The 22,915-nt window shown below is 38.9% G+C and carries 21 protein-coding genes and 6 pseudogenes; 17 read left to right on the forward strand and 10 right to left on the reverse strand.

All coding sequences use genetic code 11. The features are described from left to right. Both BM135_RS17420 and BM135_RS09195 read right to left on the reverse strand, forming a co-directional pair. A pseudogene (locus BM135_RS17420) lies at positions 1-131 on the reverse strand (IS110 family transposase); the annotation flags it as partial. A gap of 175 nt (positions 132-306) precedes the next feature. Beyond that, positions 307-735: pseudogene (locus BM135_RS09195) on the reverse strand (transposase); the annotation flags it as partial. A 435-nt stretch (positions 736-1,170) separates the two neighbouring features. Between BM135_RS09195 and BM135_RS09200 the strand changes: the two are divergent. The 3 genes from BM135_RS09200 to gorA all read left to right on the forward strand — a co-directional run bounded on the left by BM135_RS09200 (position 1,171) and on the right by gorA (position 5,377). Further along, positions 1,171-2,379: an insecticidal delta-endotoxin Cry8Ea1 family protein gene (locus BM135_RS09200; RefSeq protein WP_245737351.1), complete on the forward strand. Its 1,209-nt coding sequence runs from the start codon at positions 1,171-1,173 to the stop codon at positions 2,377-2,379. A gap of 581 nt (positions 2,380-2,960) precedes the next feature. Next, positions 2,961-3,803 (forward strand): 23S rRNA (adenine(2030)-N(6))-methyltransferase RlmJ, encoded by an 843-nt coding sequence (locus BM135_RS09205; RefSeq protein WP_092519462.1) that lies wholly within the window; start codon positions 2,961-2,963, stop codon positions 3,801-3,803. 221 nt (positions 3,804-4,024) lie between these two features. Continuing rightward, positions 4,025-5,377: a glutathione-disulfide reductase gene (gene gorA, locus BM135_RS09210; protein ID WP_092519463.1), complete on the forward strand. Its 1,353-nt coding sequence runs from the start codon at positions 4,025-4,027 to the stop codon at positions 5,375-5,377. Positions 5,378-5,708: 331 nt separating this feature from the next. Here gorA and BM135_RS16630 read toward each other — a convergent pair. After that, positions 5,709-5,858: pseudogene (locus tag BM135_RS16630) on the reverse strand (transposase); the annotation flags it as partial. A 35-nt stretch (positions 5,859-5,893) separates the two neighbouring features. After that, positions 5,894-6,055 (reverse strand): annotated as a pseudogene (locus tag BM135_RS17190) (transposase); the annotation flags it as partial. Between the two features lie 300 nt (positions 6,056-6,355). On the opposite strand from BM135_RS17190, the gene cpmA reads away from it, so the two are divergent. The 9 genes from cpmA to BM135_RS09265 all read left to right on the forward strand — a co-directional run bounded on the left by cpmA (position 6,356) and on the right by BM135_RS09265 (position 13,369). Then, on the forward strand, positions 6,356-7,861 hold the full coding sequence (cpmA, locus tag BM135_RS09225; protein WP_092519465.1) for a carbapenam-3-carboxylate synthase: 1,506 nt from the start codon (positions 6,356-6,358) through the stop codon (positions 7,859-7,861). Position 7,862: 1 nt separating this feature from the next. Next, on the forward strand, positions 7,863-8,612 hold the full coding sequence (gene cpmB / locus BM135_RS09230) for a carboxymethylproline synthase (RefSeq protein WP_092519466.1): 750 nt from the start codon (positions 7,863-7,865) through the stop codon (positions 8,610-8,612). Positions 8,613-8,626: 14 nt separating this feature from the next. Beyond that, positions 8,627-9,448, forward strand: a complete 822-nt coding sequence (locus tag BM135_RS09235) for a TauD/TfdA dioxygenase family protein (protein ID WP_092519467.1) — start codon at positions 8,627-8,629, stop codon at positions 9,446-9,448. A 95-nt stretch (positions 9,449-9,543) separates the two neighbouring features. Beyond that, positions 9,544-10,719 carry a proline dehydrogenase family protein gene (locus BM135_RS09240; RefSeq protein ID WP_092519468.1) on the forward strand — a complete coding sequence of 392 codons (1,176 nt, stop codon included), beginning with the start codon at positions 9,544-9,546 and terminating at the stop codon, positions 10,717-10,719. Between the two features lie 2 nt (positions 10,720-10,721). Next, positions 10,722-10,970, forward strand: a complete 249-nt coding sequence (locus BM135_RS09245; protein WP_245737352.1) for a 2Fe-2S iron-sulfur cluster-binding protein — start codon at positions 10,722-10,724, stop codon at positions 10,968-10,970. A 17-nt stretch (positions 10,971-10,987) separates the two neighbouring features. Further along, positions 10,988-11,833, forward strand: a complete 846-nt coding sequence (locus BM135_RS09250) for a formylglycine-generating enzyme family protein (protein WP_092519469.1) — start codon at positions 10,988-10,990, stop codon at positions 11,831-11,833. Then, positions 11,823-12,356, forward strand: a complete 534-nt coding sequence (locus BM135_RS09255; RefSeq protein ID WP_092519470.1) for a carbapenem self-resistance protein CarG family protein — start codon at positions 11,823-11,825, stop codon at positions 12,354-12,356. Before BM135_RS09250 ends, BM135_RS09255 begins: the two co-directional genes overlap by 11 nt. Continuing rightward, positions 12,356-12,721, forward strand: a complete 366-nt coding sequence (locus BM135_RS09260) for a hypothetical protein (RefSeq protein WP_092519471.1) — start codon at positions 12,356-12,358, stop codon at positions 12,719-12,721. Before BM135_RS09255 ends, BM135_RS09260 begins: the two co-directional genes overlap by 1 nt. A gap of 426 nt (positions 12,722-13,147) precedes the next feature. Further along, on the forward strand, positions 13,148-13,369 hold the full coding sequence (locus tag BM135_RS09265) for a hypothetical protein (RefSeq protein ID WP_425445176.1): 222 nt from the start codon (positions 13,148-13,150) through the stop codon (positions 13,367-13,369). A gap of 148 nt (positions 13,370-13,517) precedes the next feature. Here BM135_RS09265 and BM135_RS17960 read toward each other — a convergent pair. The 3 genes and pseudogenes from BM135_RS17960 to lsrR all read right to left on the reverse strand — a co-directional run. Then, positions 13,518-14,444: pseudogene (locus tag BM135_RS17960) on the reverse strand (IS91 family transposase); the annotation flags it as partial. Between the two features lie 281 nt (positions 14,445-14,725). Next, positions 14,726-16,318, reverse strand: coding sequence for an autoinducer-2 kinase (lsrK, locus tag BM135_RS09280; RefSeq protein WP_175486050.1), 1,593 nt, complete (start codon positions 16,316-16,318; stop codon positions 14,726-14,728). 74 nt (positions 16,319-16,392) lie between these two features. Then, on the reverse strand, positions 16,393-17,358 hold the full coding sequence (gene lsrR, locus BM135_RS09285) for a transcriptional regulator LsrR (protein ID WP_245737357.1): 966 nt from the start codon (positions 17,356-17,358) through the stop codon (positions 16,393-16,395). 637 nt (positions 17,359-17,995) lie between these two features. Between lsrR and lsrB the strand changes: the two are divergent. The 4 genes and pseudogenes from lsrB to BM135_RS09305 all read left to right on the forward strand — a co-directional run. Continuing rightward, positions 17,996-18,688: pseudogene (lsrB, locus tag BM135_RS09290) on the forward strand (autoinducer 2 ABC transporter substrate-binding protein LsrB); the annotation flags it as partial. 66 nt (positions 18,689-18,754) lie between these two features. Then, a complete protein-coding gene (gene lsrF / locus BM135_RS09295) occupies positions 18,755-19,639 on the forward strand; it encodes a 3-hydroxy-5-phosphonooxypentane-2,4-dione thiolase (protein ID WP_092519511.1) in 885 nt (294 codons plus the stop codon). A gap of 1 nt (position 19,640) precedes the next feature. Then, entirely contained in the window at positions 19,641-19,940 is a 300-nt protein-coding gene (lsrG, locus tag BM135_RS09300) for a (4S)-4-hydroxy-5-phosphonooxypentane-2,3-dione isomerase (protein WP_092519473.1), read from the forward strand. A gap of 116 nt (positions 19,941-20,056) precedes the next feature. Beyond that, entirely contained in the window at positions 20,057-20,572 is a 516-nt protein-coding gene (locus BM135_RS09305; RefSeq protein WP_245737355.1) for a class I SAM-dependent DNA methyltransferase, read from the forward strand. Positions 20,573-20,636: 64 nt separating this feature from the next. Here BM135_RS09305 and BM135_RS09310 read toward each other — a convergent pair whose 3' ends face one another. Genes BM135_RS09310 through mobA form a run of 3 tightly spaced genes read right to left on the reverse strand, consistent with a single transcriptional unit; the run spans position 20,637 to position 22,460 of the window. After that, a complete protein-coding gene (locus BM135_RS09310; protein ID WP_175486052.1) occupies positions 20,637-21,338 on the reverse strand; it encodes a pyridoxal phosphate-dependent decarboxylase family protein in 702 nt (233 codons plus the stop codon). After that, complete coding sequence (gene mobB, locus BM135_RS09315) at positions 21,298-21,861, reverse strand: molybdopterin-guanine dinucleotide biosynthesis protein MobB (RefSeq protein WP_092519475.1); 564 nt, start codon at positions 21,859-21,861, stop codon at positions 21,298-21,300. Before mobB ends, BM135_RS09310 begins: the two co-directional genes overlap by 41 nt. Further along, the gene (gene mobA / locus BM135_RS09320) at positions 21,858-22,460 is read right to left on the reverse strand and encodes a molybdenum cofactor guanylyltransferase MobA (protein WP_092519476.1); all 603 of its coding nucleotides are present in this window, start codon (positions 22,458-22,460) and stop codon (positions 21,858-21,860) included. The genes mobB and mobA overlap by 4 nt, the downstream gene beginning before the upstream one ends. A 183-nt stretch (positions 22,461-22,643) precedes the next feature. Between mobA and BM135_RS09325 the strand changes: the two genes are divergently transcribed. Next, positions 22,644-22,913, forward strand: a complete 270-nt coding sequence (locus tag BM135_RS09325) for a YihD family protein (RefSeq protein ID WP_092519477.1) — start codon at positions 22,644-22,646, stop codon at positions 22,911-22,913. The last annotated feature ends 2 nt before the right edge of the window (positions 22,914-22,915 follow it).

Consider the following 22,915-nt stretch of genomic DNA (forward strand, 5'->3'; position numbering starts at 1 on the left):
TCAGCAAGAATGGCATCAAAACCATCAGAGTCGTTACTTGCAGTGAACTGTGCAAACTCATGACTGGCAGCGATGTCCAGTGTGGCTTTAGAAACATCAATTCCCACACAGAGTGGATTTGGCAGACTCATTATTACCCCTCCTTGCAAATACGTTATGGAATACGGACAACTGTTCGGGTTTCAGATGAGTGGCTGGGTGTATGCGCCAATCGCTTACAGACGGGCTAGGAACCCTAGGCGGCATCAGGCTGCATACACCGCACCAAATCTAATCGTATTTATTTTAACCTACATTTAAGATACAAGGCGGTAGGTAATGCAATTCAATATTAAGGACATACGCAATATCTTTTACCCACTCTGCCCGGTGGTAACCCGCTCCATCCAGAATAATATGGGTTTTTTGCGAAAGCGGATAAGGTTCCCGGATTGTCCCGAAAAAATACGCGATGTTTTTAGCATTGATGCTCGGATATTCACGGATCACCGTGTCTTCAATGCGTTGTCAATTGAGGGCACCCAGAATATTGAGACGGGTACGACTGCCGGTGGTTTCGACCACTTTTACCTGATTTTTTCTTGCTTTCATCCAGCCATAGCTGAGCTTTGTGTACTGGGAAGGATGCACCGCATCAATAAATAGGATCAGTTCACTCTAACCTACTCCGTTTTTCAGAGGCGGGTAGTCATCAATAAATTGTTGCTGTTTATCTGCATCGAATTTATGTGAAACCTTCTTCCCTTTTTACTTTTTACTTTTTACTTTTCCCAGAAGCCTAACCAGTTATCATAATCAGCAGGTGGTTTTTTATTTGACGTGTTATTTTTTTACTTTAAAACAAGACATTTTATTACCCCTTAAATATATCGATAATTTACTAGCTAGATCGAAAGAATTAATATTAACAATCGCTTACGCATAAATAGTGTGTATTATGAATTTCATTGCATTGAATCTAATGCTGTTTGGTGCATATAAATTGCAGTAAAATCTTAATTGTAGAGTTGTATTGCAATCACAGTTTTCAACACATTAAATATATAATTAAATTATAGATACTTTTGTCAATCAAATAATAAAAATTGAAATTTAACCCCATAAATGTGTCGGCTAATATAATTGATAAATAAGAATTTATTCTGCAAACAAAATGAGGTTAAATTTACAATGGAATTGGAAAATATTATAGATACACAAGACAATAATGTTAAATTGCATATTTTGACTTTAGAAGCATTAAACATGATTAAAACGAAAGGTTTTAATCAACCAACTTCCGCATCTCCACTAAGTGTCGTATCCACCGTATTAAGCATTTTATTAAAACTGACTTACAAAAAATTGACAGAGCCTAAGGAAGTTGATGTTATTGGAATTATTCAGGATACATTAATTAAATATACCAGTGAATGGTTAGAGTCAGAATATCAAGCTGTAAGAAAAGATGCAGAAAGCTTACAGGATGCTATCTCCGCTTATCAAAAAAATCCAACAGATGAAGCAAGGCAGCTTATTGTCGTTCGTAATGAGATCTCAATATCCAATATGCGTCGTTTATGCATTCTCAGCATTAATACTGCTAAAAGTCAAAGCATTCCTCAATTATCAAGTATTTGTGCTCTTTCCTGCTTATTGTATTTCTTTACATTAAGAGACACGATAGTTAATGGCGCTGAATGGGGTTATGCACCTGATAATCTTGAAAAATACAGTAAATCACTAACTGAGCAAGCGGATATTATGTTCAATGATATCCTCATTGCTGCTCTTAATAATTATAATGGTGATGATCTTTATGAGCCACAAACCCAGGCAAAACGTTCAATGATATATTGGACAAGTGACTATACTAATATCCAATCCCATTTGACTTTTGGTGCACAAAGAAAGCCTTCACGGGTTTGTTTAGATCCAAATGACACAGACAATTTATTTATCGACCATAACTATAATAATATTTTCCTCGGTGATGTATTCCTGAATGGTGGTCGTTCATCTAATGACGGGAGCTATAATTATCTTTCAGCAACAGAACGGAGAAGTTATGAGAGAGGCCCGACTACAATCACCTTACAGGTTAAGTCAGCAGGCCGCTATCGTTTACGTATGTATTATGCTTATATGTCAGATTCATTCAATTTTGATTATGCAGTCAAAATGAAGCTGCAACAATCTCGTCTTATTTTTGATCAAAATATCAAGTTCTTTGAAGAAAGAGTGTTAACACCTTATAAATCAGGCTCAAACTACGGGCCGGTTGTATATCGAACAACTGAGGTTGATTTAGAAGCAGGAACTTTAGAGTTAACATTACATGAAGATAATTATCTATCTGGTAAAGGATTCATTCAGCATATTGAGTTTTTAGGTCTATAATGTAGCAGATTCTAATGAAGCATGAGAGTTATCAACTTAAATTTAAAATCTTTTAATCGAAGTTGGTAACTCATTTATTTCCAAGTTGAAATTTTTGGTTATGTATTCAATGTATGTATTCTAGTTTTATAAAGTCAATTTTAATGCCGAACAAAGCCAGTAGAATAAGACAATTGAACTAATCGAATGCTATCGTGTGTATTGCTATATCAACAGATTGAATACTTGACCAATTTATCAGATTAAATCGAAATTTATTTTTAATTCATAATATTAGAATAAGTAGTAGTATTTATTCAAGTATAAAAATTAAACGGACTTAAAAACAGAATTTGGTCACGTATTAAACCCATTGATTAGCACTCTGACCTCATTTTTCCTCTGTGGGGTAATCTGTTTCCCCACACCTTCACCTACATTTACTCTTTTTAAGATGCTATAACGGTATTTACTTTGTTACTATGCTTTACCGTGTTTTAGTGCTCGTGCAATGAATTGTGGGGTAATGTGCGGGGTAATAAAATGATTTTTCCTCATTATGTAGAACTAAAACTTATTAAAATTCAACAGGAAATAAAGTAATGTTAAGTTATCGCCACAGCTTCCATGCCGGCAACCATGCTGATGTGTTAAAGCACACAGTGCAAAGCCTGATCATTGAATCAATGAAAGAAAAAGAAAAACCTTTCCTGTATCTGGATACTCATTCTGGCGCAGGCCGTTTTCAATTGAGTGGGGAACATGCTGAGCGCACGGGAGAGTATCTGGAAGGTATTGCCCGTATCTGGCAGCGTGATGATATTCCGGAAGAATTGGTGACGTACATAAATGCCGTGAAAGCACTGAATCCGTCTAGCTCTCTACGCTATTACCCGGGTTCTCCGCTGATTGCTCGTCACTTATTGCGGGAATATGATGAGCTTAATCTGAGTGAATTACATCCCAGTGATTTTCCTTTGTTGCGTACGGAATTCTCCCGCGACAAACGCACCCGTGTCCTGCGGGAAAATGGTTTCCAGCAGTTGAAATCAAAACTGCCACCACGAAGCCGTCGTGGATTTGTGTTGATTGACCCATCTTATGAATTGAAATCGGATTATCAAAATGTCGTTCGGGGCATTCAGGAAGGGTATAAGCGCTTTGCGACAGGCACTTATGCACTGTGGTATCCCGTTGTTCTACGTCAGCAGATTAAACGCTTGGTCAAGGAGCTTGAAGCAACGGGCATCCGCAAAATTTTGCAAATTGAACTAGGCGTGCGTCCTGACAGTGATCAACGTGGTATGACGGCATCAGGCATGATCGTCATTAATCCACCGTGGAAATTGGAGCAGCAGATGAAGGCTATATTGCCTTGGCTGCATCAGGTGCTGGTTCCTAAAGGTACAGGGCATACATCAGTAGAGTGGATTGTACCTGAATAAGGCAAGGGTTCCGCATGGCGTTATCATTAGATGTATTTCATTAAATATATTGTTATTCAATGGATTATCTCTGAATACGTTATGGCGTGATATCACTCAATAGGCGTGGCCTATGGTAATGAGAGTTAGAATCGTCCTCCGTCTGTGATAACTTTTTGTAATAATAGACGCCAGGTTGAACTTTAGCAGTAACTTAATTGATTAGACGGAAGTGACCTAAGATGAATAAACATTATGATTATATTGCAATTGGTGGCGGCAGTGGTGGCATTGCTTCCATTAACCGTGCTGCCATGTATGGGCAGAAATGTGCCCTGATTGAAGCAAAGGCATTAGGTGGGACATGTGTTAATGTGGGCTGTGTACCGAAGAAAGTGATGTGGCACGCTGCTCAAGTTGCGGAATCTATTCATCAATATGGTCCCGATTATGGTTTTGATACCACCGTTAATCGTTTTGACTGGAAAAAACTGATTGCCAGCCGCACTGCCTATATTGATCGTATCCACCAATCTTATGAGCGCGTATTGGGGAACAATAAGGTAGATGTCATTCAAGGATTCGCCCGTTTTGTTGATGCACATACTGTCGAAGTTAATGGTGAAAAAATCACAGCTGACCACATTCTGATCGCAACAGGTGGTCGCCCAGTACGCCCTGATATTCTCGGTGCAGAATATGGCATTGATTCAGATGGTTTCTTCGATCTTGATGAAATGCCGAAGCGTGTTGCCGTAGTGGGCGCTGGCTATATTGCGGTTGAAATCGCCGGTGTTTTGAATGCGTTAGGCAGTGAAACCAATCTATTTGTCCGTAAACATGCCCCTCTGCGTTCTTTTGACCCGATGATTGTGGAAACATTGCTGGAAGTCATCAAAAATGAAGGGCCGATACTGCATACGGAAGCAATATTACAATCCGTGATTAAAAATAGTGATGGCAGCCTGACAGTTAAATTGCAAGATGGCCGGGAGCAGACGGTTGATACGTTAATCTGGGCGATTGGGCGCGAACCAATGACGGATAAGCTGAATCTGGCTGCGACAGGTATTGAGCTGAATGAGAAAGGCTATATTCAAGTTGATAAATATCAGAACACGAATGTTAGCGGTATTTATGCGGTTGGTGATAATACAGGGGCGGTGGAATTGACGCCAGTAGCGGTTGCAGCCGGACGTCGTCTGTCAGAACGTCTGTTTAATAACAAACCGGAAGAGCACTTGGATTACTCTAATATACCAACCGTGGTATTCAGCCATCCACCCATTGGCATCGTGGGATTGACGGAGCCACAGGCCAAGGCCGAGTATGGTGAAGATCAGGTTAAGGTTTATACATCATCATTTACCGCAATGTATACTGCCGTGACACAATACCGCCAGCCATGCTGCATGAAACTGGTCTGTGTGGGTGCCAATGAGAAGATAGTAGGCATCCACGGTATTGGCTTTGGAATGGATGAAATGCTGCAAGGTTTTGCGGTTGCCCTGAAAATGGGAGCAACGAAAAAGGATTTCGATAATACGGTTGCGATCCATCCGACTGCGGCGGAAGAGTTTGTTACCATGAGGTAATTTTGTAAAAAAGCCGCTGTCATTGCTTTTCAAATAATAACAATCTGGGATTTTGATAATTAGGTCAGATGATTTAGTGCTCTGACCTTTTTTGCATTTATGAAAGAGGCGTTAGGCTTAGACTTGGAAGAAGAATTCAAAGCTGGCCGCATGCATATCATTCTTGATGGTTAGGAAATTGAATCACTTCTTTTCGCTGATGTCTGATCCAAAACTGCATTTATAAACGTCAGTCAGGACAAGATATGGTGTACTCTTTCGTATAATAAATCCGTTTTAGTCGGGTTTTTAACCTAAAGCCCGGTTTCACCGGTTTTGTTCGCACTTCCATTTCCAGCACTTTATAGACCCGTGGCAACAACGTGCCCCGTTTGCGGTTGGCCAGGAAACCGTAATAGCGCACCATTTTAAAGTGGCAGGCCGGAATGTGGCTGGTATAGCGGCGCAACATCTCTTCCTGTGCTATCTCCCGTGCCCGATGCGGGTCATCAGGATCAGTGAGGCCATAACGGGCGTCAAACGACAAAAACGTTGCCAGCTCATTCGGTCAAGCAATTGATATTCCATCTTTTCATCGGAAAGGTTATGGAAATGTTTCAGGATAATGATACGAACCATCACCTCTGTGGGTCACGGCGGGCGTCCCCCTTTAGGAGAAACAATGCGGGGCGGCCCGCGATATCTTACGCGACTATGTGACTGAACATCTGGGCGATGAGCAAGGTAACTACATGTAAATGAAACTATATAATTTCTAATTATAAAAAAAGAAATAAAGTCATATTAATATAATGTATTATTTAACTAGATTTTTTAAAATTATTAAATAACAAGAAGTTAAGGTAATCATGTTAAATATATTTAATTAAAATAACCAAATATATTGATTGTATTTTTCTTGTTTGTTATCCTTATGTAAAGTCAAGCTTTTTGTTAAAAACCTGTTTTTAGTATTATAAAAATAAAAGGAGTTTTGAATTGGGCTCTGAATTTTGCTTTATCAAATATGGCACTGATAAAAAATCGAATAAACTAATAAATGATTTTGAATTTCATGAGTTATTTACTGGAATTATATTATTTCGTGATAAAACGAATGTATCAAAATTTGAAAATGAAAAATATAATGCTTTTTTGATTGGTAATATATATAACATATCTACCATTAGATCTATTCTTGGAACATTAGATGGAAGATCTAGTGTGCTAAGTGATGTTGAGGTTGTATTATCAATTAGAGAAAAATTTGGCAATTCTATTCTTTCTATAGCAGAAGGAGACTACTGCCTTTTTATTGAAGATAAAAAAGGAAATCTAGAAGTAATTACAGAGTCTCGAGGATTAAATTTAGTAAATTTAGTACAAACTGATTCTATTTGGATTACTAATAGTTTAAAAATTGTTGGTATAGTAGAAGAAGAAAAAGCTTTTGATTTTAAGCCTGAAATAGAAATTGTTAGAAAATCATTAAAGCCAGATAATTTTTCACCAATAAGAAATGTATCCAGATTAAAACCTGGAACAATAAATAAATTAGCATTTGATACACAGGGATATCCTTATTTAGAAGTAAAATATATTGCATCTTCTGTAGATGAAAATTCGTTTGATATAAAAAGAAGCGTCCTTTTGGATATAATTGATTCGGAATTGAGAAGTTCAATCTCTAGATTGTCTAAAAATAACGAAACTATAGGTATTCCATTATCAGGTGGATTAGATTCAAGCTTAGTTACTGCTTTATCATCACAGTATTTTAATAAAATTAAAACATGGTCTATAGGTACAGAATTAAGCAATGAATTTGAATTTTCTCAAATTGTTTCTGATCATCTTGGTACCGAACATGAAATTAAAATTCTTAGTGAAGATGAAATTATATCAGGTATAGTAAAGTCTATTTATCATAATGAAATATTTGACGGACTATCTTCTGAGATTCAATCAGGACTATTTAACATTTATGAATTAGCAAAAGGAAAAGTTAATTCGCTGATAACAGGGTATGGTTCTGATCTATTGTTTGGAGGAATATTAGAACCTAGAAAATTCTATATTGAACCAAATAAAATATTGTCTGAACAAGTTTATAGAACTAAATGGACTGGGGAGTTTTCAACTCATGGAGCTGTAAATTATGGATTAAATGTTTACCACCCATTTTGGACTAACAACCTTATATCTTTATGTAATAACTTAGACCCATACTATAAAATTAGAGATAATGAGGTGAAAAATATTTTGCGTGAGTATGCTGATAGTATAAATTTGCTTCCAAAAGAGATAGTATGGAGAAAAAAAATAGGTATTCATGAAGGATCATCTGTTAATAAATCTTTTGCAAAAATAATAGGAACTGAGGTAAATAATTACCAAGATAAAACAAGGTTTAGTTACTCTATATATAAAGAATTTTTAACAGGAAGGCTATCAATAGAGGAAGCAAATCAAAATAAGTTGCGTGAAATTATAAAAAGGAATTAATATGGTTATAGAAAGAGATTTTAACTCAATTAGAGTAATTATACTTAATCATACGAATAAGCATAATCCATTTAGCGAACAATTAGAAAATTCAATTAAAAAATCTTTAATTAAAGCTGAACAAGATGTGAATGTAGAAGCCATTGTTGTCTATGGTGGAAAAAATCGTTCTTTTTCTTCTGGTGGAGACTTCAACGAAGTTAAAAATCTATCAGGAGAAAATGTAGAAACATGGATAGATCGAGTAATTGATCTATATTGTGCAGTTTTAAAAGTAAACAAACCAACAGTAGCGGCAGTAGATGGTTACGCTATAGGGATGGGATTTCAATTTTCTTTAATGTTTGACCAAAGAATTATGTCAAATGAAGCTAAGTTTATAATGCCTGAATTAAAACATGGGATTGGTTGCTCTGTAGGTGCAGCTATACTTGGTTTTACACATGGGCATAATCTAATGAGAAAAATTGTATTTGAATGCGAAGAGCTTTCATCAGAATTATGTGTTAAATACAACATTGCAAATCAAATAACAAATAAAGAAATTCTTTTAGAAGCAGCAATAGAACGTGCTAATTCACTAGCAAAATATCCCAAAACAGCATACTCAAACACAAAAAAGTTCATGAATAAAAGATTTATTGATATATTAGAAGAAAATAGAAAAGAATCAAAATTAGTTCACAAAAATTCGTTTAGTTCTAGGGATTCTCAGAGGCATTTTAAAAAAGTACTTGGTGAAAAATATTAATAAGGACAATTAAAATGAACAACTATTTACAATGGTCACCAATAATGAAGTCTGGCTTTGGTGCTAAAATTAGTGCAAATGACTTTTTAAAATCTTCTGCAGAAGAAGTTAAAAACATTCTTATGAAGCAAGGTTTTGTCATAGTTAATCAAATAAATCTTGATGCTGACGAATTTCGTGATATTTATAGTAAATATGGAAAAATTGTTGAGTATGCAGATGAAAAGATAGATGTTGGCTTCGGATATCGTGATACATTGAAACTTGAAGGTGAAAAAGGAAAGATTGTCACTGGCCGTGGACAACTTCCATTTCACGCTGATGGTGGATTATTATTATCTCAAGTAGATCAAGTTTTCTTATATGCTGCAGAAATAGAAAACATGAAATTTAGAGGAGCTACTACTGTTTGTGATCATGTTCTTGCATGCAAGGAAATGCCTAAGCACTTATTAAATGTTTTAGAAAATGAAACTTTTGAAGTTCGGGTGTTGGAATATGGCTACTATGTAGATGTTTCTCCTGCTGGATGGTTTAAAGTTCCTGTGTTTACTGACCTTGGATGGGTAAGAAAAATGCTAATATATTTTCCATTCGATGAAGGGCAGCCAGCTAGTTGGGAACCTAGAATTGTTGGATTTACAGCTGAAGAAACAAAAAGGTTTTTCACCGAACTTACTCAATTTATGAAAAATCCTCGTTATTATTATAAGCATTATTGGGAGAAAGGAGATTTAGTTATAATGGATAACAGAAGAGTTATTCATGAAAGAGAAGAGTTTGATGACGATAATATAATTCGTCGTCTTTACCGCGGACAGACTGCTGAAATTTAAATTATCTTTTTTTAGTAGTGGATCTTTCACTGACCCACTACTAGGAACTGAAATTTAAATAATTCATAAATTGTTTAATATATAAGCTATAAATAATGAATGATAATAAATTGAAAAATAATAACCTATTAGAAGATAATATATCATTGTATTCTAGATACAGCGTATCAACTCTTTTTTTAAAATTCTTTGTTACTTTATTATTAACAAATAAAATCACAAAGAGTGTTTCTTTGAAAATAATCAGATTCACCTTAATTAAAAACAATAAATTTCTTATTGGTTTTTTAAATGGAGTTTATTTTGGAGGGAGGAACATAAACGAGGTAAGAAATAATGTAAGAATTTTATCAAAAAATAATATTTACAGTGTATTAGATTATGCAATTGAAGGGGAAAATGATGAGATTTTCTTTGATAATGCTGTTGAATCAACATTGAAATTGATTGATCTTGCTAGTGAAGAAAAAAACATACCGTATGTTGTTATTAAACCCTCATCATTAGGTTCAATTCATGTTTACGAAAAAAAAGCAAAAGATATTAATTTTTTTGGAGAGAATATAAATTCTTGGGATAGAATATTAAAACGTTATAATAAAATATTTTCTTATGCAGAACTCAAGTCTGTTAGAGTAATGATCGATGCAGAGCAGTCTTGGATTCAAACAGCAGTGGATAAAATTGCAATAGATTGTATGATTAAATATAATAAATCTTCACCTATTATAACATTGACAATACAGTCTTATAAAAAAGAAGCAGTTGATCTTTTGACGATGATTCACAGTATTGCTATTAATAACAATATTAAAGCTGGTGTTAAAATTGTCAGAGGAGCTTATTTAGAAGAGGAAACTAACAATAAAGAAAAATCAGTTGGAACATTCTTTTCAAAAAAAGAAGACACTGATTCAAATTACCATTTTTTAGTTAAATTTATTTCAAAAGAAATAGATTTTTTTTATCCTTTCTTTGCAACTCATAATGAAAAAAGCATATCAACTATATTAAATGAAAATGAATTGAAAAATAGATCGTTTTGGATCGGACAGTTATATGGAATTAGAGATGATATTTCATCAGAACTAGCTTTTAATGGTATTAAAACATGCAAATATTTACCATATGGTCCAATTGATAAATCATTACCATACTTATTAAGAAGAATTAACGAAAACGCAGTTGCTACTGATACTTTCGTTAAAGAGAATAAAAATATAAGAAAAGAAATAATTTCAAGATTAAAACATAAATTAGAATGGCAATGAATATGTTTAAGCTAAAAATAGGAAATGATGTTCTCGATATCTCATCTGATGAAACAATTTTAAAATGTGCTTATAAGAATGATATAAAATTAAAGTATCATTGTGCCTCTGGATATTGTGGGAAATGTAGAGTTAAACTTGTTTCTGGTAAGGTTAACTTAGAGCACTCAGGAGGTATATCTAGAGAAAAAATATCAGAAGGATATATTTTGACCTGCTGCTCATATCCCATTAGTAACATTGAAATATAAAAATTGGAAATAATAAAATGAAATTTATTGTTTTATTTTTATCTATAGTTATGTCAGTGAAATCATATTCGTTTAATGAAATTAAATTTAGTTTTGTTGAAGGAGGTGATTTTTATGTAGGTAATGTATTTGGTGTTCAAGATTATGAATCTAATTTTAACGTTAAATTAGATTCATTTTATATAATGAAAAATGAAGTAACCTATTCACTATATAAAGAAATATATGAATGGGCAATATTAAATGGTTATGAATTTGATGATGGCTGTAATGGTGCATCTTATGAAGATTGTCTTCCCTCTGAACAAGATAATGGGAAACATCCTGTAACTAATATTGAATGGTTAGATACTATTATCTTTTCAAATGCATTAAGTGAAAAATCAAATCTCAACCCTGTATATTTACAAAAAGGAAATGAAATTATTAAGAAAAAAAAAGAATTAAACATTTATATAAATAAAAAAGCTAATGGTTATCGTTTACCTACATTAAATGAATGGCATGTTGCAGCAAGAGGTGGAAAGCCTGCATTACGATTAGGAAGATATGGATATTATCATTCAGGGAGTAATGACCCCAAAAAAGTAGCATGGTATCCTGAATTTAATCTAAATCATTTTGGCACACAGATAGTAGGTAAATTATCTCCAAATGATTTAGGTTTATATGATATGAGTGGAAATGTTTCTGAGTGGATTTACCACATTTATGATTTTAATGGAACTAAAATGTATTATTTTTGTGGGGGTAGTTATCTTTCTCACTCAAAGAGTTTATCAAGCTGTGATATGCATAGTTCAAATTATTTTCTTCCAGATGTTGGATTTAGATTAGTAAGGAGTTACTTAAATGAGAATTAAATATTATTTCATCTTTATCTTTATCTTTTCATTTGATACATTATCTTGTAACGGGAGTAAAGTAAATCTAAATAATGGTGCTAATTTTTTAGATTTAAATGGAGATGGAAAAAAAGATGTGGTTTTTTATGCGGAATTTGAAAATAACACATCACATCCAAGCAACACTTTAACAATCTTTATAAAAAATAAAGATAAGATATTTAATATAATTCCTGTTCCAAATGATAATACTTTCACCTGGTTTGATTTTAAATTATCTTCATCTGAAATAAAAATACAAGATTATGAACTAAGAGTCAAGAACGGGACTTATTATATGATATTATCAAAGAAAAAAATTAATAAAGAAGATGTATTTGGAGAATCCCCCGTTGAGTTCATTACATATGAGATAAAATATAATAATGAAGATGCTGGTATTTCTGATTATTATTGGGATTATGTTAATGAATTTATTACAAAAAATAAATATAAAAGTGTTAGTGATGCTATTTCAGAATTCGATGAGGAATGTAACTAATGAAAATAATTTTTTTGTCTTTTTTGTCTTTTTTGTCTTTTTTGTCTTTTTCTTGCCATTCAGAAGAACTTAAATTTTATATAAACAAAGTGCAAGAAGAAATCGATAAAAAAATTGATTTATGTTTAGGAGAAACTGAATGGCCAGCTTCAAATAGTGATAATTCTATATGGGTCAATGCTAGAATGGAGTCTCTTGTTGATTCTGGTTTAGTTAAATCAAATTTAAAAGGAAAGAATAAGATATGGATACTTACTGATTTAGGAAAAAAAGAATTTAATAGAAATGGTGATTTCTGTTACGGTAGAATGATGGTAAAAGAGATTTTGAATATCACTTACGTGAATAAAAAAAAGGTTTCATAGTTTTTAACTATTACATAGACTTACTGCCAAATTGGGCTAAAAATAAATCAATAAGATTCGCGTATACTTATCTAGATAATATTATCTCAGGCATTAATACTGAAAAATATCAAGTCGAATTTGAAAAAACCAACACTGAGATTATTAAAATAATAAGTGATCCTGTGCAAGTTGAAATTCTTTACTAATTAACCCGATATATGGACACTGACTTAATTCAAGTGGGTGAGTGAATTTTTCTGACAACGTAGTCGCAAACATATATTCGGCTTCAGTGAGCCATTGTCATTTTTAGAAGACGACTGCACCAATTAATAGGGATTAGAGCCTGGTGTGTATATGACTTCTGATAAAATAATGTCAGAAGTCGGCTGCACTAAACACGATTATACTCAGTATTCGTGTGCACTAAAGTGAAGTGTGAGCATGTTAGACACACCACAAATTACCGAGCGGGGCGTGATGACATTGCCTGATAAGGCATGGCAAGAAGCTCAACGCAGAAATGAGGTCATTGAACCACTGGCAGTGCTTAATACGGTCGGTCATCAAGCCGCTGATGCTGCTGTTCAGACATTGGGTTTATCCCGGCGGCAGGTATATGCCCTGATTAGCCGAGCTCGGCAAGGCTCTGGTCTTGATGGTTAGGAAATTGAATCACTTCTTTTCGCTGATGTCTGATCCAAAACTGCATTTATAAACGTCAGTCAGGACAAGATATGGTGTACTCTTTCGTATAATAAATCCGTTTTAGTCGGGTTTTTAACCTAAAACCCGTTTTTTAGGCACATTGATCCTAAGAAGACGTTTGCAGCCATCGTTTTCGCTCCATCCGATGAAGCCTCTCTGACAGTAATTCCGCCGCCCTCAGCCCCCTCTGGGTGCCCGCAAAACGCAGACGGTTACCACACAAGAGACATTGATAAGGAACGGTGCCCAAAAATCCCTTCATCAGCACCGCGAAGCCCGGTTTCACCGGTTTTGTTCGCACTTCCATTTCCAGCACTTTATAGACCCGTGGCAACAGCGTGCCCCGTTTGCGGTTGGCCAGAAAACCGTAATAGCAAACCATTTTAAAGTGGCGGCCGGAATGTGGCTGGTATAGCGGCGTAACATCTCTTCCTGTGTCAGCTCCTGCTGTCGGTGTTGCTGTGTCCGGTGATCGTAATATTGGTGCACGACCGTCCCTCTTTTGGCGAAGTACACTTTCCAACGGCGCTGATATTGCGCTTCCAGGTAACGACACCACTGGCGATAATCGCGTATATGACCCAGGCCGGGGCACAAAGCGGGAGCTGCCCTGTCGTAGCGGGTACGCAGCAGCCTGACGACGGCTATGCACTAGATAGACTCCACGACCTTTTTCTTAAAAAACAGCCTGCGCCAGACCCCTGTTTGAGATCCAGGCCACCTTGGGTCACCGACAAATGAATATGAGGATGCTGGTTCAGCTGACGACCGTAGGTGTGCAGCGCACAGAAAATTCTGATTTCAATGCCCATTTTTCGGGCAAAGCGGAGCATCGCTTGGGTGGCACAACGAAACAGCTCATTGAGCAGCGGCAGTTGTCGTTGAAGAAAGGCCAGAGTACATGGGGCATCGTAAAGGTGATGTGCTGCCAGTCACAATCAGGCAGAATGTGCTGTTGTTCGGCAATCCATTGTTCGGTCGCTTTAAGCTCGCAGGCACTGCACACTTTGGACTTACAGCTCTGGCAAAAAAAGTTACCAAGAACGAAAAGCGTAATCGGGTTAATTTCGAACAACAAATTTTGGTTGATAGTGTTGTATACGCTGACGTAACATTCGTGGCTACTTATTTAATAAGTGGGCGTCCAACAGTGCCTGAAATTGTTATGAATGCCATTGTTGATTGATTGTTTTCAAACAGAAAAATATCGCTATGCAAGGATGTAGGATGTTTAGCAAATGCTTGGTCAGTAGTATGTCTTTATCATAACAGAGCAAGCCGCCCTACTTGCTCTGTTATGCTTGTTAATAGAGATTACAACCCCGGCGCTTTCCACAATGAAGTCGTTAACCCATCATCCACCAGATGAAGTTGGTCTGCATATACCGCTTGCCAATCTTTCTTCGCTTTTTGATAAACCTCGCGGTGGCTTAAATTCGGCTGGTATTCCCGCTCCCAACGTACCAATTTTTCTCCTGTGGCGGGCAGTGAGTTATATAACCCAACGCCAACACCTGCGGCAATCGCACAACCCAGAGCAGTTGCTTCTTTAACCACGGGTACTCGTACTGGCAGCCCGGTAACGTCAGAGAGAATTTGGCTCCAGAGTTTGCCTTTTGAGCCGCCACCTGCAAATACCAGTGAATCAGGTTGAACGCCAGAGAATGACGAAACCATATCGAGGTTGCACGCTGAGACAATAGCCGCGTTCTCTTCCAGTGCGCGAAATAGCGTTGCCTTATTGCATTTTTCCGGATCAATCGAGAGGTTGAGGAAAGACGGAGCAGCGTGATACCACGATTTAAAGCGCATGACATCGGAGAAAATCGGCATAACACCATGTGCTCCGGCAGGAACCCGCGCTGCCATATCTTCCAGCAGATTGTAAGTATCAACGCCCAATCGTTCTGCCAGCAATTTTTCTTCTGCGCAGAAAGCATCACGGAACCAACGCATGGTGAGGCCAGTAAAGAAACTGATGGATTCTGCCTGTGCCATGCCGGGGATAACATGCGGGTTGATGCGGATATTCATGTTTGGATCAGTGATCGGTTCCGGCAGGTTAACAACTTGCTGCCAGAATGTTCCGCCGAGTACTGCAGTTTGGGCGGGTTTGACGACACCAATACCAAGACAGCCGAGTTGAACGTCCCCACCGCCCATAATCACGGGTGTACCGCTGCTCAGGCCACATTCTGCCGCTGCTTGTTCCGTGATATAGCCGAGCAAGGTTCCTGTTTCTTTGACGGGGGAGAGAATATTGGATCGCAGTCCGGCCATTTCCAGCAGGCTTGGGCGCCAATTGCGGCTGACTAAATCCAGCATGCCTGTTGTGCCCGCGTTAGAGGGGTCAACGGCCAGCTCACCGCTTAAAATATAAGCCAGCCAATCACTGATCATGGTTAAGGTGCTGGCTTGCCGATAGATATCGGGACGATGATGCGCCAGCCAAAGCAGGCGCGGCATTGCCCCCAATGCCAATGTTTGGCCGGAGTAGCGGTAGACGTCATACTCAAAGGTATTGTTGTAAAGCTCTTTCAGCTCGCTGACTTCATGACTGGAGCGGGCATCTACATTGGCACACGCCCAGATAGGATCGCCACTGCGATTATAAAGGACAATGCCTTCTCGCATTGAACAGGCGGCAACGCCCTGAATCGCGTTGGCAGGCAGTTCCGCCTTTTGCAGTGCCTGCCGAATGCATTGGCAGGCCAGTTGCCAGTTGTTTTTCAGATCAAATTCCATCGAACCCGCAACATTCGGTACAGGTTGGTGTATCCACTCAGTTTGCCCAACGGAAACCTGATTCCCTTCGAGATCAAATATAACTGCACGGATACTGCCAGTTCCTGCATCAAGCGCCATCAGATACTTCCTTGATGGGTGAACATGAGCGCGTTGATTCATGATGCTATCCTCGTCTGTTGTTATCTTCTTTTTATTCGATATGGCACAGGGGATGGGTGGCGATTATTAGTTGATCAAATTAGCATAGCTCTCGCAGTCTGTTCTTCTGTCACCAGTGAATTGATATGGCCTCCGTTCAGCGCAGCAACGATAGCGTCTGCTTTTTCGATGCCACCCGCTACACCAATCACATTCGGGATGTTTTTCATCTCTGGCAAGGAGATACCGATCAGTTCCTTATGGATATCAATATCACTGACCAATTCACCTTCCATGTTGAAGAAGTAACCAAGAATGTCTCCGACAGCACCTTTGCGGCCAAACATCAATTGTTCGCCATCACTAATATAGCCGGAACGCATAATTGTTGCGTTTTGCTTCTGTTTGATAGCGCCAATCCCGACAATGGCAGTATCGGCTGCACAAGCAGCCAAAATCACGTCCCGTACACTGCGTTCTTCGCGGAATGTTGCCGCAACTTGATGTGTGGAGGCTCGCAGTGGTGCAGGAATGATGCTGACAGGACAGGCTGCATCAAGTTGACCGATGCCAGTCATATAAGAGCCAACACCTCCCGATAGCGTCACCAGTCGAATTCGCTGGGATGAGATAAAACCGCTCAGGTGCTGTAAAGTGCACATGGGAGTTTCGCCAAATCCAATCGCCAATAGCTGATAAGGCTCAATCAGCGCCATCAACAGGTGAGCGGCTCCGATACCGAGACGGGCATTCAGATTCATGCCATCAAGGGTAGGTAATACGCGAATCTGTCTGAGATTAAAGCGTTTTTGCAAGGTATCTTCCAATTCCAAACACCCTTCATAGCGTGAATTGATCTGAACGCGGATCACGCCAGACTGCCGTCCTTTCTCTAACAGACGGGAGACCTTGAGGCGATTGAGGCCAAGCAATTCACCGATGTCCCCTTGCGTCAGACCATCGTGATAGTAAAACCAGGCAATTCGGGCCATTAGTTCTTCTTCACTTATGCTATTTCCTGGATAGTTGTGACTTGAATAGTCAGTTTCTTCAGATAACATATTTCTCTCTGATACTAATTGTTTCTTAGTTGATTTGGTCGACATTTTTATCCACAAAGAAAGAATAAGCACGAAAGCTCCTGATGCGCCAGAGTCTTTTTGTGAAAATTTGAACATATTTTCACATAATTTTAATTTTTCCACAGAGTGTGATCAAAATACTGCAATAATTCCAAATTATGAATTAAAGTTTTGAACAAAAATACTTTTAATAAATAAATATTCATACTTAGTTGTATTAGTGTCAAAAACGAAAGCTCAGAATTCCATAAATTACAGTGATGTTACACGGTGATGCTATCACTAATACAGATGATCCGTTTTTCCTGAAACTGACTATGAATTTTACTGATAGTGCACCAGTCAGCCTTGTCCTACTGGTGACGTTGGCACTGGATAGGTGTTTGAACAGGGTCGTTAAGCTGATTATCTCAGCAACGTTACGGCTGGAACGGTGCTATTGGTGGCGTAAATACTGCTTTTTGACATGGTTAATCTATGGATGCTGGATCTTAATGTATTGTTGTTCAGTGCCAGTAATTTTATCAGTATCGTTACCAAATTTGTGATTAGTAGCAACACTGGTAGTCTTCTGTTTTACAACAACATATTTTTGGAACGTAAAAGACACTCCTGAAAAGTATTGACGTGGGATTCAGATACATCACCAGAATGTCGTTCTATCTATATCACCCAAGGAACTTCAAAACAGTTGGGGGAGCTTTTGGTGGATATGGCTGCCAATCAGGTAAAAAAAGAGAAAGCGAAAGTGGCATTTTTCTATTCAAGCCCGACAGTGACGGATCAGAACCAGTGGGTGAAAGAGGCCAAAGCGAAAATTGCAAAGGAACATCCGAATTGGGAAATTGTCACCACTCGGTTTGGGTATAACGATGCCACTAAATCTTTGCAGACAGCGGAAGGCATTTTGAAAGCATGGGAGGATTTGGATGCGATTATTGCTCCTGATGCCAACGCTTTGCCAGCGGCAGCTCAAGCAGCAGAAAACCTGAAGCGGCAGGATGTTGCGATCGTTGGGTTCAGTACCCCAAATGTAATGCGCCCTTATGTTGAAAATGGTACGGTCAAACAGTTCGCTCTGTGGGATGTGGTCAAGCAGGGCAAAATCGCCATTCGTGTTGCTAATGAGATATTGCAAAAAGGCGATTTGAATGTGGGAGATAAATTGAATATTCCTGATGTTGGCTATGTTGAAATTTCACCTAACAGCGTGCAGGGATACCGTTATGAAGCGAAAGGCAACGGTATCGTTGTTATGCCGGAGCGGGTGATTTTCACCAAAGATAATATCAATCAGTACGATTTCTAATCAAGATGATTTCTGATTCATGGGGCTGACATGCAGCCTGACTCTGACACCTTTCTGGAGGAAGAAATGGCAGATTTAGATGATATCAAAGACGGTAAAGATTTTGGCATTGATACACCGCAAAAGAACACGCTGTTTGAACTGAAAGGCTGTGGTGCGTTGGATTGGGGTATGCAGTCCCGTTTGTCTCGAATTTTCAATCCCGCTACCAATAAAACGGTGATGCTGGCATTTGACCACGGTTATTTTCAGGGGCCAACAACGGGTTTGGAGCGTATTGATATTAATATCGCCCCGCTATTTGAACATACCGATGTGCTGATGTGTACCCGTGGTATTCTGCGCAGTCAGGTTCCGCCTGCAACCAATAAACCTGTGGTCTTACGCGCGTCTGGTGCCAATTCCATTCTGACTGAGCTATCCAATGAAGCGGTTGCGGTGGCAATGGAAGATGCACTTCGTCTTAACGTCTGTGCGGTGGCGGCACAGGTTTATATCGGTTCAGAGCACGAACACCAATCCATCAAGAATATTATCAAGCTGGTGGATCAGGGGATGCGTTATGGGATGCCAACGATGGCAGTGACGGGGGTCGGTAAAGATATGGCTCGTGACCAACGTTACTTCTCGCTGGCGACTCGAATTGCAGCCGAAATGGGGGCGAACATTATCAAAACCTATTATGTTGATAGCGGTTTTGAGCGGATTGCAGGAGGTTGTCCAGTGCCGATTGTCATTGCGGGTGGTAAGAAATTACCGGAGCTGGATGCACTGAATATGTGCTATCAGGCGATAGATCAGGGTGCATCTGGGGTAGACATGGGGCGCAACATCTTCCAATCGGAAGCGCCTGTTGCAATGCTGAAAGCGGTGCAGGCAGTGGTGCATCACAATGAGAAACCCGCTCAGGCTTATGAAATTTTCCTGAGTGAAAAAGCCAAGGGGGAATAATATGCATGTCACATTCGTTGAGATTAACGTTAAAGCCGACAAGATAGACGAATTTATCGAAGTATTCCGGGATAATCATCTCGGCTCTATTAAAGAGCCGGGCAATTTACGATTTGATGTACTGCGTGATGAAAATATCCCGACTCGCTTCTATATCTATGAAGCCTATAACGATGAAGAGGCTGTTGCGGCGCATAAGAAAACTCCTCATTACTTACGTTGTGTGGAAAAACTGGAAGCATTGATGACTGAGCCACGGAAAAAGACCTCATTTATTGGTTTGATGCCGGAAGGTAAGTAAGGCAAAGGTATATCAGGATAAATGGCAGGTGATTTTTCACTTGCCATTAAATGGAAAACAGGATTACTTTACCCTCTATTTACCTCTAATAAAAGTAATATCAGATGGTAATAGTAATGATTGAAAAAAATTTAGATTATAACTTCATCGCTGATCGCTATGAACATTTTATGAAGGCTGCAGCTCACATTAAGGTAGAAGTACGTACTATCCTCGATAATGTACATGGTAAATCAGTTCTGGATATAGCTTGTGGAAATGGGTATTTCGGTCGGAAGCTTCGCAATTGTGGGGCAGCAAAAGTTGTCGGTATAGATATCTCAGAAAAAATGATAGAGTTTGCCAGGGCAAAATCGAAACAATCTGGTAATGATCTCGAGTTTCATATCCGAAATGTTTGCGATATGGAATCATTTGACAAGTTTTATCTCGTTGTTGCAGCTTGGTTGTTTAATTATGCTGAATCGCTCAAAGATCTTGAGAGCATGTTCTATAACATTGCTTGTAACCTAAAACCTTCGGGTAAGTTAGTGGATTATACGATTTCACCAGATTATCGGTTAGAAATGGGCAACTATGATGTTTATGGCATAAATATCTTAGGCAAAGAACCTATGATTTCACGCCCTTGATATGACTATCAGGGCGTTTGGATTTTTGACAATATAATTTCTGCTGTCATATATAAGGCAGATTTTAAACAGCCTGTTGTTTAATCTCGCCAATAGCGGTAGAAATTGCTTTCAAGCTGCGTTGAATATCATCTTCTGTGGTAGCCCAGGAGCTGACGCTGAGACGAATGGCTTCTTGCCCTTGCCACGTTGTTTGTCCAAACCAGCATTCACCGGATTGCTGTACTTTGTGTAACATTGCGCGCTGCAAATGGGTATCGGGGAAGCAAGCTACGACCTGATTAAGCACTATGTCATTGAGAATGGTAAAACCGAGTGACTCCAGCCCTTTTGCCAATATTTTTGTGTATAAACAGCAGCAATCAACCAGTGCCTCAATTCCCTGTGAGCCAAGCTCTGCAATTGCCGCCCAAACTTCAACTGCTCTCGCTCTGCCGGAGAACTCTGGCAGCATGTCTTTTGCCTGCCACATATCTGGCGTCTCCACATAGGCAGCCGAGGTTGTCATGACTTCTCTTTGCATTTGCTTGTTACGTACGATACACATGCCACAATCGTACGGGGTATTAAGCCATTTATGAGCATCCACCGCCCAAGAGTCAGCAGCTTCAACGCCTTTTACTAAAGCGGATTTTTCCTTTGATGCCCGCGCCCAGAGTCCAAAAGCGCCATCCACATGTACCCAACAACCCGCTTTTTTGTGCTTGGTTAACTGCCTATCATCCTCAATACCTTCTGGTTTTTTGTGAGTACAACCATTCAGCAATAAAGACTGTGATCTGTTCTGGTTGATTGATATCGAGCTGTGGAAGTGATGTTTCCAGTGGAATGTCACTGGCAATGGCGAGTACATAAGGATCTAGGATTTCATCAAAACCAAGGTTTATGCTATTTCGGCTTAGGCTATTTCGATACAACGCGATTTTTGGGATCGGTTCTTGTTTGAATCCTTCCACCAGAATCAGATCCAGTGAATTTGCATCAAATCGACTGGCGAGGTAGTGAAGATTTAGCTCTGGCAAATCTGGAGTCTCAGTCATCAATGCCCAACGTTGCTGGCTGGCGACCAGCGTCTGAGTCGCACCCGCTTTGCACAGTTCATAGCTATCTTTGCCCGGTTTATCAACATCCATATTATGGTGAGTATGCTTAATCAACCCAACCCGGATGCGCTGTTGGCGCAATAGTGGAATGACCTGTTTTAATAGCGTCGTTTTTCCGGTTCCACTATAAGCAGTAATACCCAGAATGGGCAGTGTAGTGTCAATGGTATTGATATTGCGATTCATGCTGACTCCTGAAGGAGTTCCCTATATTGGTATTCCCAGTTACGGTGATCTTCAGGTGTATTTAAATTGATGAAAGCGTTAGGCGTGGGGAAATAGACCGCTTTTGCCTTAATCATCTGCATAAAGAACATCAGTTTCCGATCCCCCAATGCGAGGTAACTTTCCAGACGCGGTATCAGGTTGCGGTGCATTAATGCCAAGGTAGGATGTGCGCGCTCGCAATCATGTGCATAAGCGGCCCAAGCGTTTTGTTTGTAGTGCCACAGTTTTGCTACGAGGTCTTCAGGGTAATCGGGAACATCGCATGGAACAAACACCACCCATTCATTGAGGGCTTTTTTTAAAACTGCCAGCATACCAGCTAGTGGCCCAGAAAAATCGGTAATAATATCCGGTATGATTGGATAGCCACTCTGCTGATAAATCCCCAGATTGCGATTGGCGTTAATCAACAACTCATGAACCTGTGGCTGCAACTTTGTAGCGATGTGTTGGTATAGTGGTAAGCCATCGAATTGTAGCAATCCTTTGTCATTTCCGCCCATGCGGGTGGATAGCCCTCCAGCCAGAATTGCGCCACTGATTTTTGGATGCGTCATGTTAAATCACCTGATATTGGGCAATGAAATATTTAATGTTTGGGTATATAACATTTTTAAATCAATATCTAACCATGCTGCTTTGAAGTGGCAGTATAACTTTACACTGATTGACAGACCAATGCTTTCTCAGAGCCATTAACCTTGCTAATTTGTTTAGTTATTTATAAGGAACTAAAAATAATGAAGTATCACCACCTCAATGAAGTTATCGAACTTTTACATCCAGTATGGAAGAATGAGTCGGATTTAAATTTGGTGGAGCTTTTGCAAAAACTGGCTGATGAAGCGGGATTCAAGGGGCAGTTGTCTGAATTAACGGATGATATTCTTATTTATCACCTGAAAATGCGTGGTACGGATAGCCATGCAGAAATCCCCGGATTGAAAAAAGATTATGAAGAAGATTTTAAGACCGCGTTACTGCGTGCCCGGGGCATTATTAAAGATTGATG

Origin of the sequence: Xenorhabdus japonica (genome assembly GCF_900115195.1) — a bacterium.
Taxonomy (GTDB): domain Bacteria; phylum Pseudomonadota; class Gammaproteobacteria; order Enterobacterales; family Enterobacteriaceae; genus Xenorhabdus; species Xenorhabdus japonica.

What these genes read in the sequence shown, in the direction of transcription:
- BM135_RS09200 (WP_245737351.1), top strand. Translation starts at nt 1,171, where the DNA reads ATGGAATTGGAAAATATTATAGATACACAAGACAATAATGTTAAATTG.
- BM135_RS09205 (WP_092519462.1), top strand. Translation starts at nt 2,961, where the DNA reads ATGTTAAGTTATCGCCACAGCTTCCATGCCGGCAACCATGCTGATGTG.
- gorA (WP_092519463.1), top strand. Translation starts at nt 4,025, where the DNA reads ATGAATAAACATTATGATTATATTGCAATTGGTGGCGGCAGTGGTGGC.
- cpmB (WP_092519466.1), top strand. Translation starts at nt 7,863, where the DNA reads ATGGTTATAGAAAGAGATTTTAACTCAATTAGAGTAATTATACTTAAT.
- BM135_RS09235 (WP_092519467.1), top strand. Translation starts at nt 8,627, where the DNA reads ATGAACAACTATTTACAATGGTCACCAATAATGAAGTCTGGCTTTGGT.
- BM135_RS09240 (WP_092519468.1), top strand. Translation starts at nt 9,544, where the DNA reads ATGAATGATAATAAATTGAAAAATAATAACCTATTAGAAGATAATATA.
- BM135_RS09245 (WP_245737352.1), top strand. Translation starts at nt 10,722, where the DNA reads ATGTTTAAGCTAAAAATAGGAAATGATGTTCTCGATATCTCATCTGAT.
- BM135_RS09250 (WP_092519469.1), top strand. Translation starts at nt 10,988, where the DNA reads ATGAAATTTATTGTTTTATTTTTATCTATAGTTATGTCAGTGAAATCA.
- BM135_RS09255 (WP_092519470.1), top strand. Translation starts at nt 11,823, where the DNA reads ATGAGAATTAAATATTATTTCATCTTTATCTTTATCTTTTCATTTGAT.
- BM135_RS09260 (WP_092519471.1), top strand. Translation starts at nt 12,356, where the DNA reads ATGAAAATAATTTTTTTGTCTTTTTTGTCTTTTTTGTCTTTTTTGTCT.
- BM135_RS09265 (WP_425445176.1), top strand. Translation starts at nt 13,148, where the DNA reads ATGTTAGACACACCACAAATTACCGAGCGGGGCGTGATGACATTGCCT.
- lsrK (WP_175486050.1), bottom strand. Translation starts at nt 16,318, where the DNA reads ATGAATCAACGCGCTCATGTTCACCCATCAAGGAAGTATCTGATGGCG.
- lsrR (WP_245737357.1), bottom strand. Translation starts at nt 17,358, where the DNA reads ATGTTATCTGAAGAAACTGACTATTCAAGTCACAACTATCCAGGAAAT.
- lsrF (WP_092519511.1), top strand. Translation starts at nt 18,755, where the DNA reads ATGGCAGATTTAGATGATATCAAAGACGGTAAAGATTTTGGCATTGAT.
- lsrG (WP_092519473.1), top strand. Translation starts at nt 19,641, where the DNA reads ATGCATGTCACATTCGTTGAGATTAACGTTAAAGCCGACAAGATAGAC.
- BM135_RS09305 (WP_245737355.1), top strand. Translation starts at nt 20,057, where the DNA reads ATGATTGAAAAAAATTTAGATTATAACTTCATCGCTGATCGCTATGAA.
- mobB (WP_092519475.1), bottom strand. Translation starts at nt 21,861, where the DNA reads ATGAATCGCAATATCAATACCATTGACACTACACTGCCCATTCTGGGT.
- mobA (WP_092519476.1), bottom strand. Translation starts at nt 22,460, where the DNA reads ATGACGCATCCAAAAATCAGTGGCGCAATTCTGGCTGGAGGGCTATCC.
- BM135_RS09325 (WP_092519477.1), top strand. Translation starts at nt 22,644, where the DNA reads ATGAAGTATCACCACCTCAATGAAGTTATCGAACTTTTACATCCAGTA.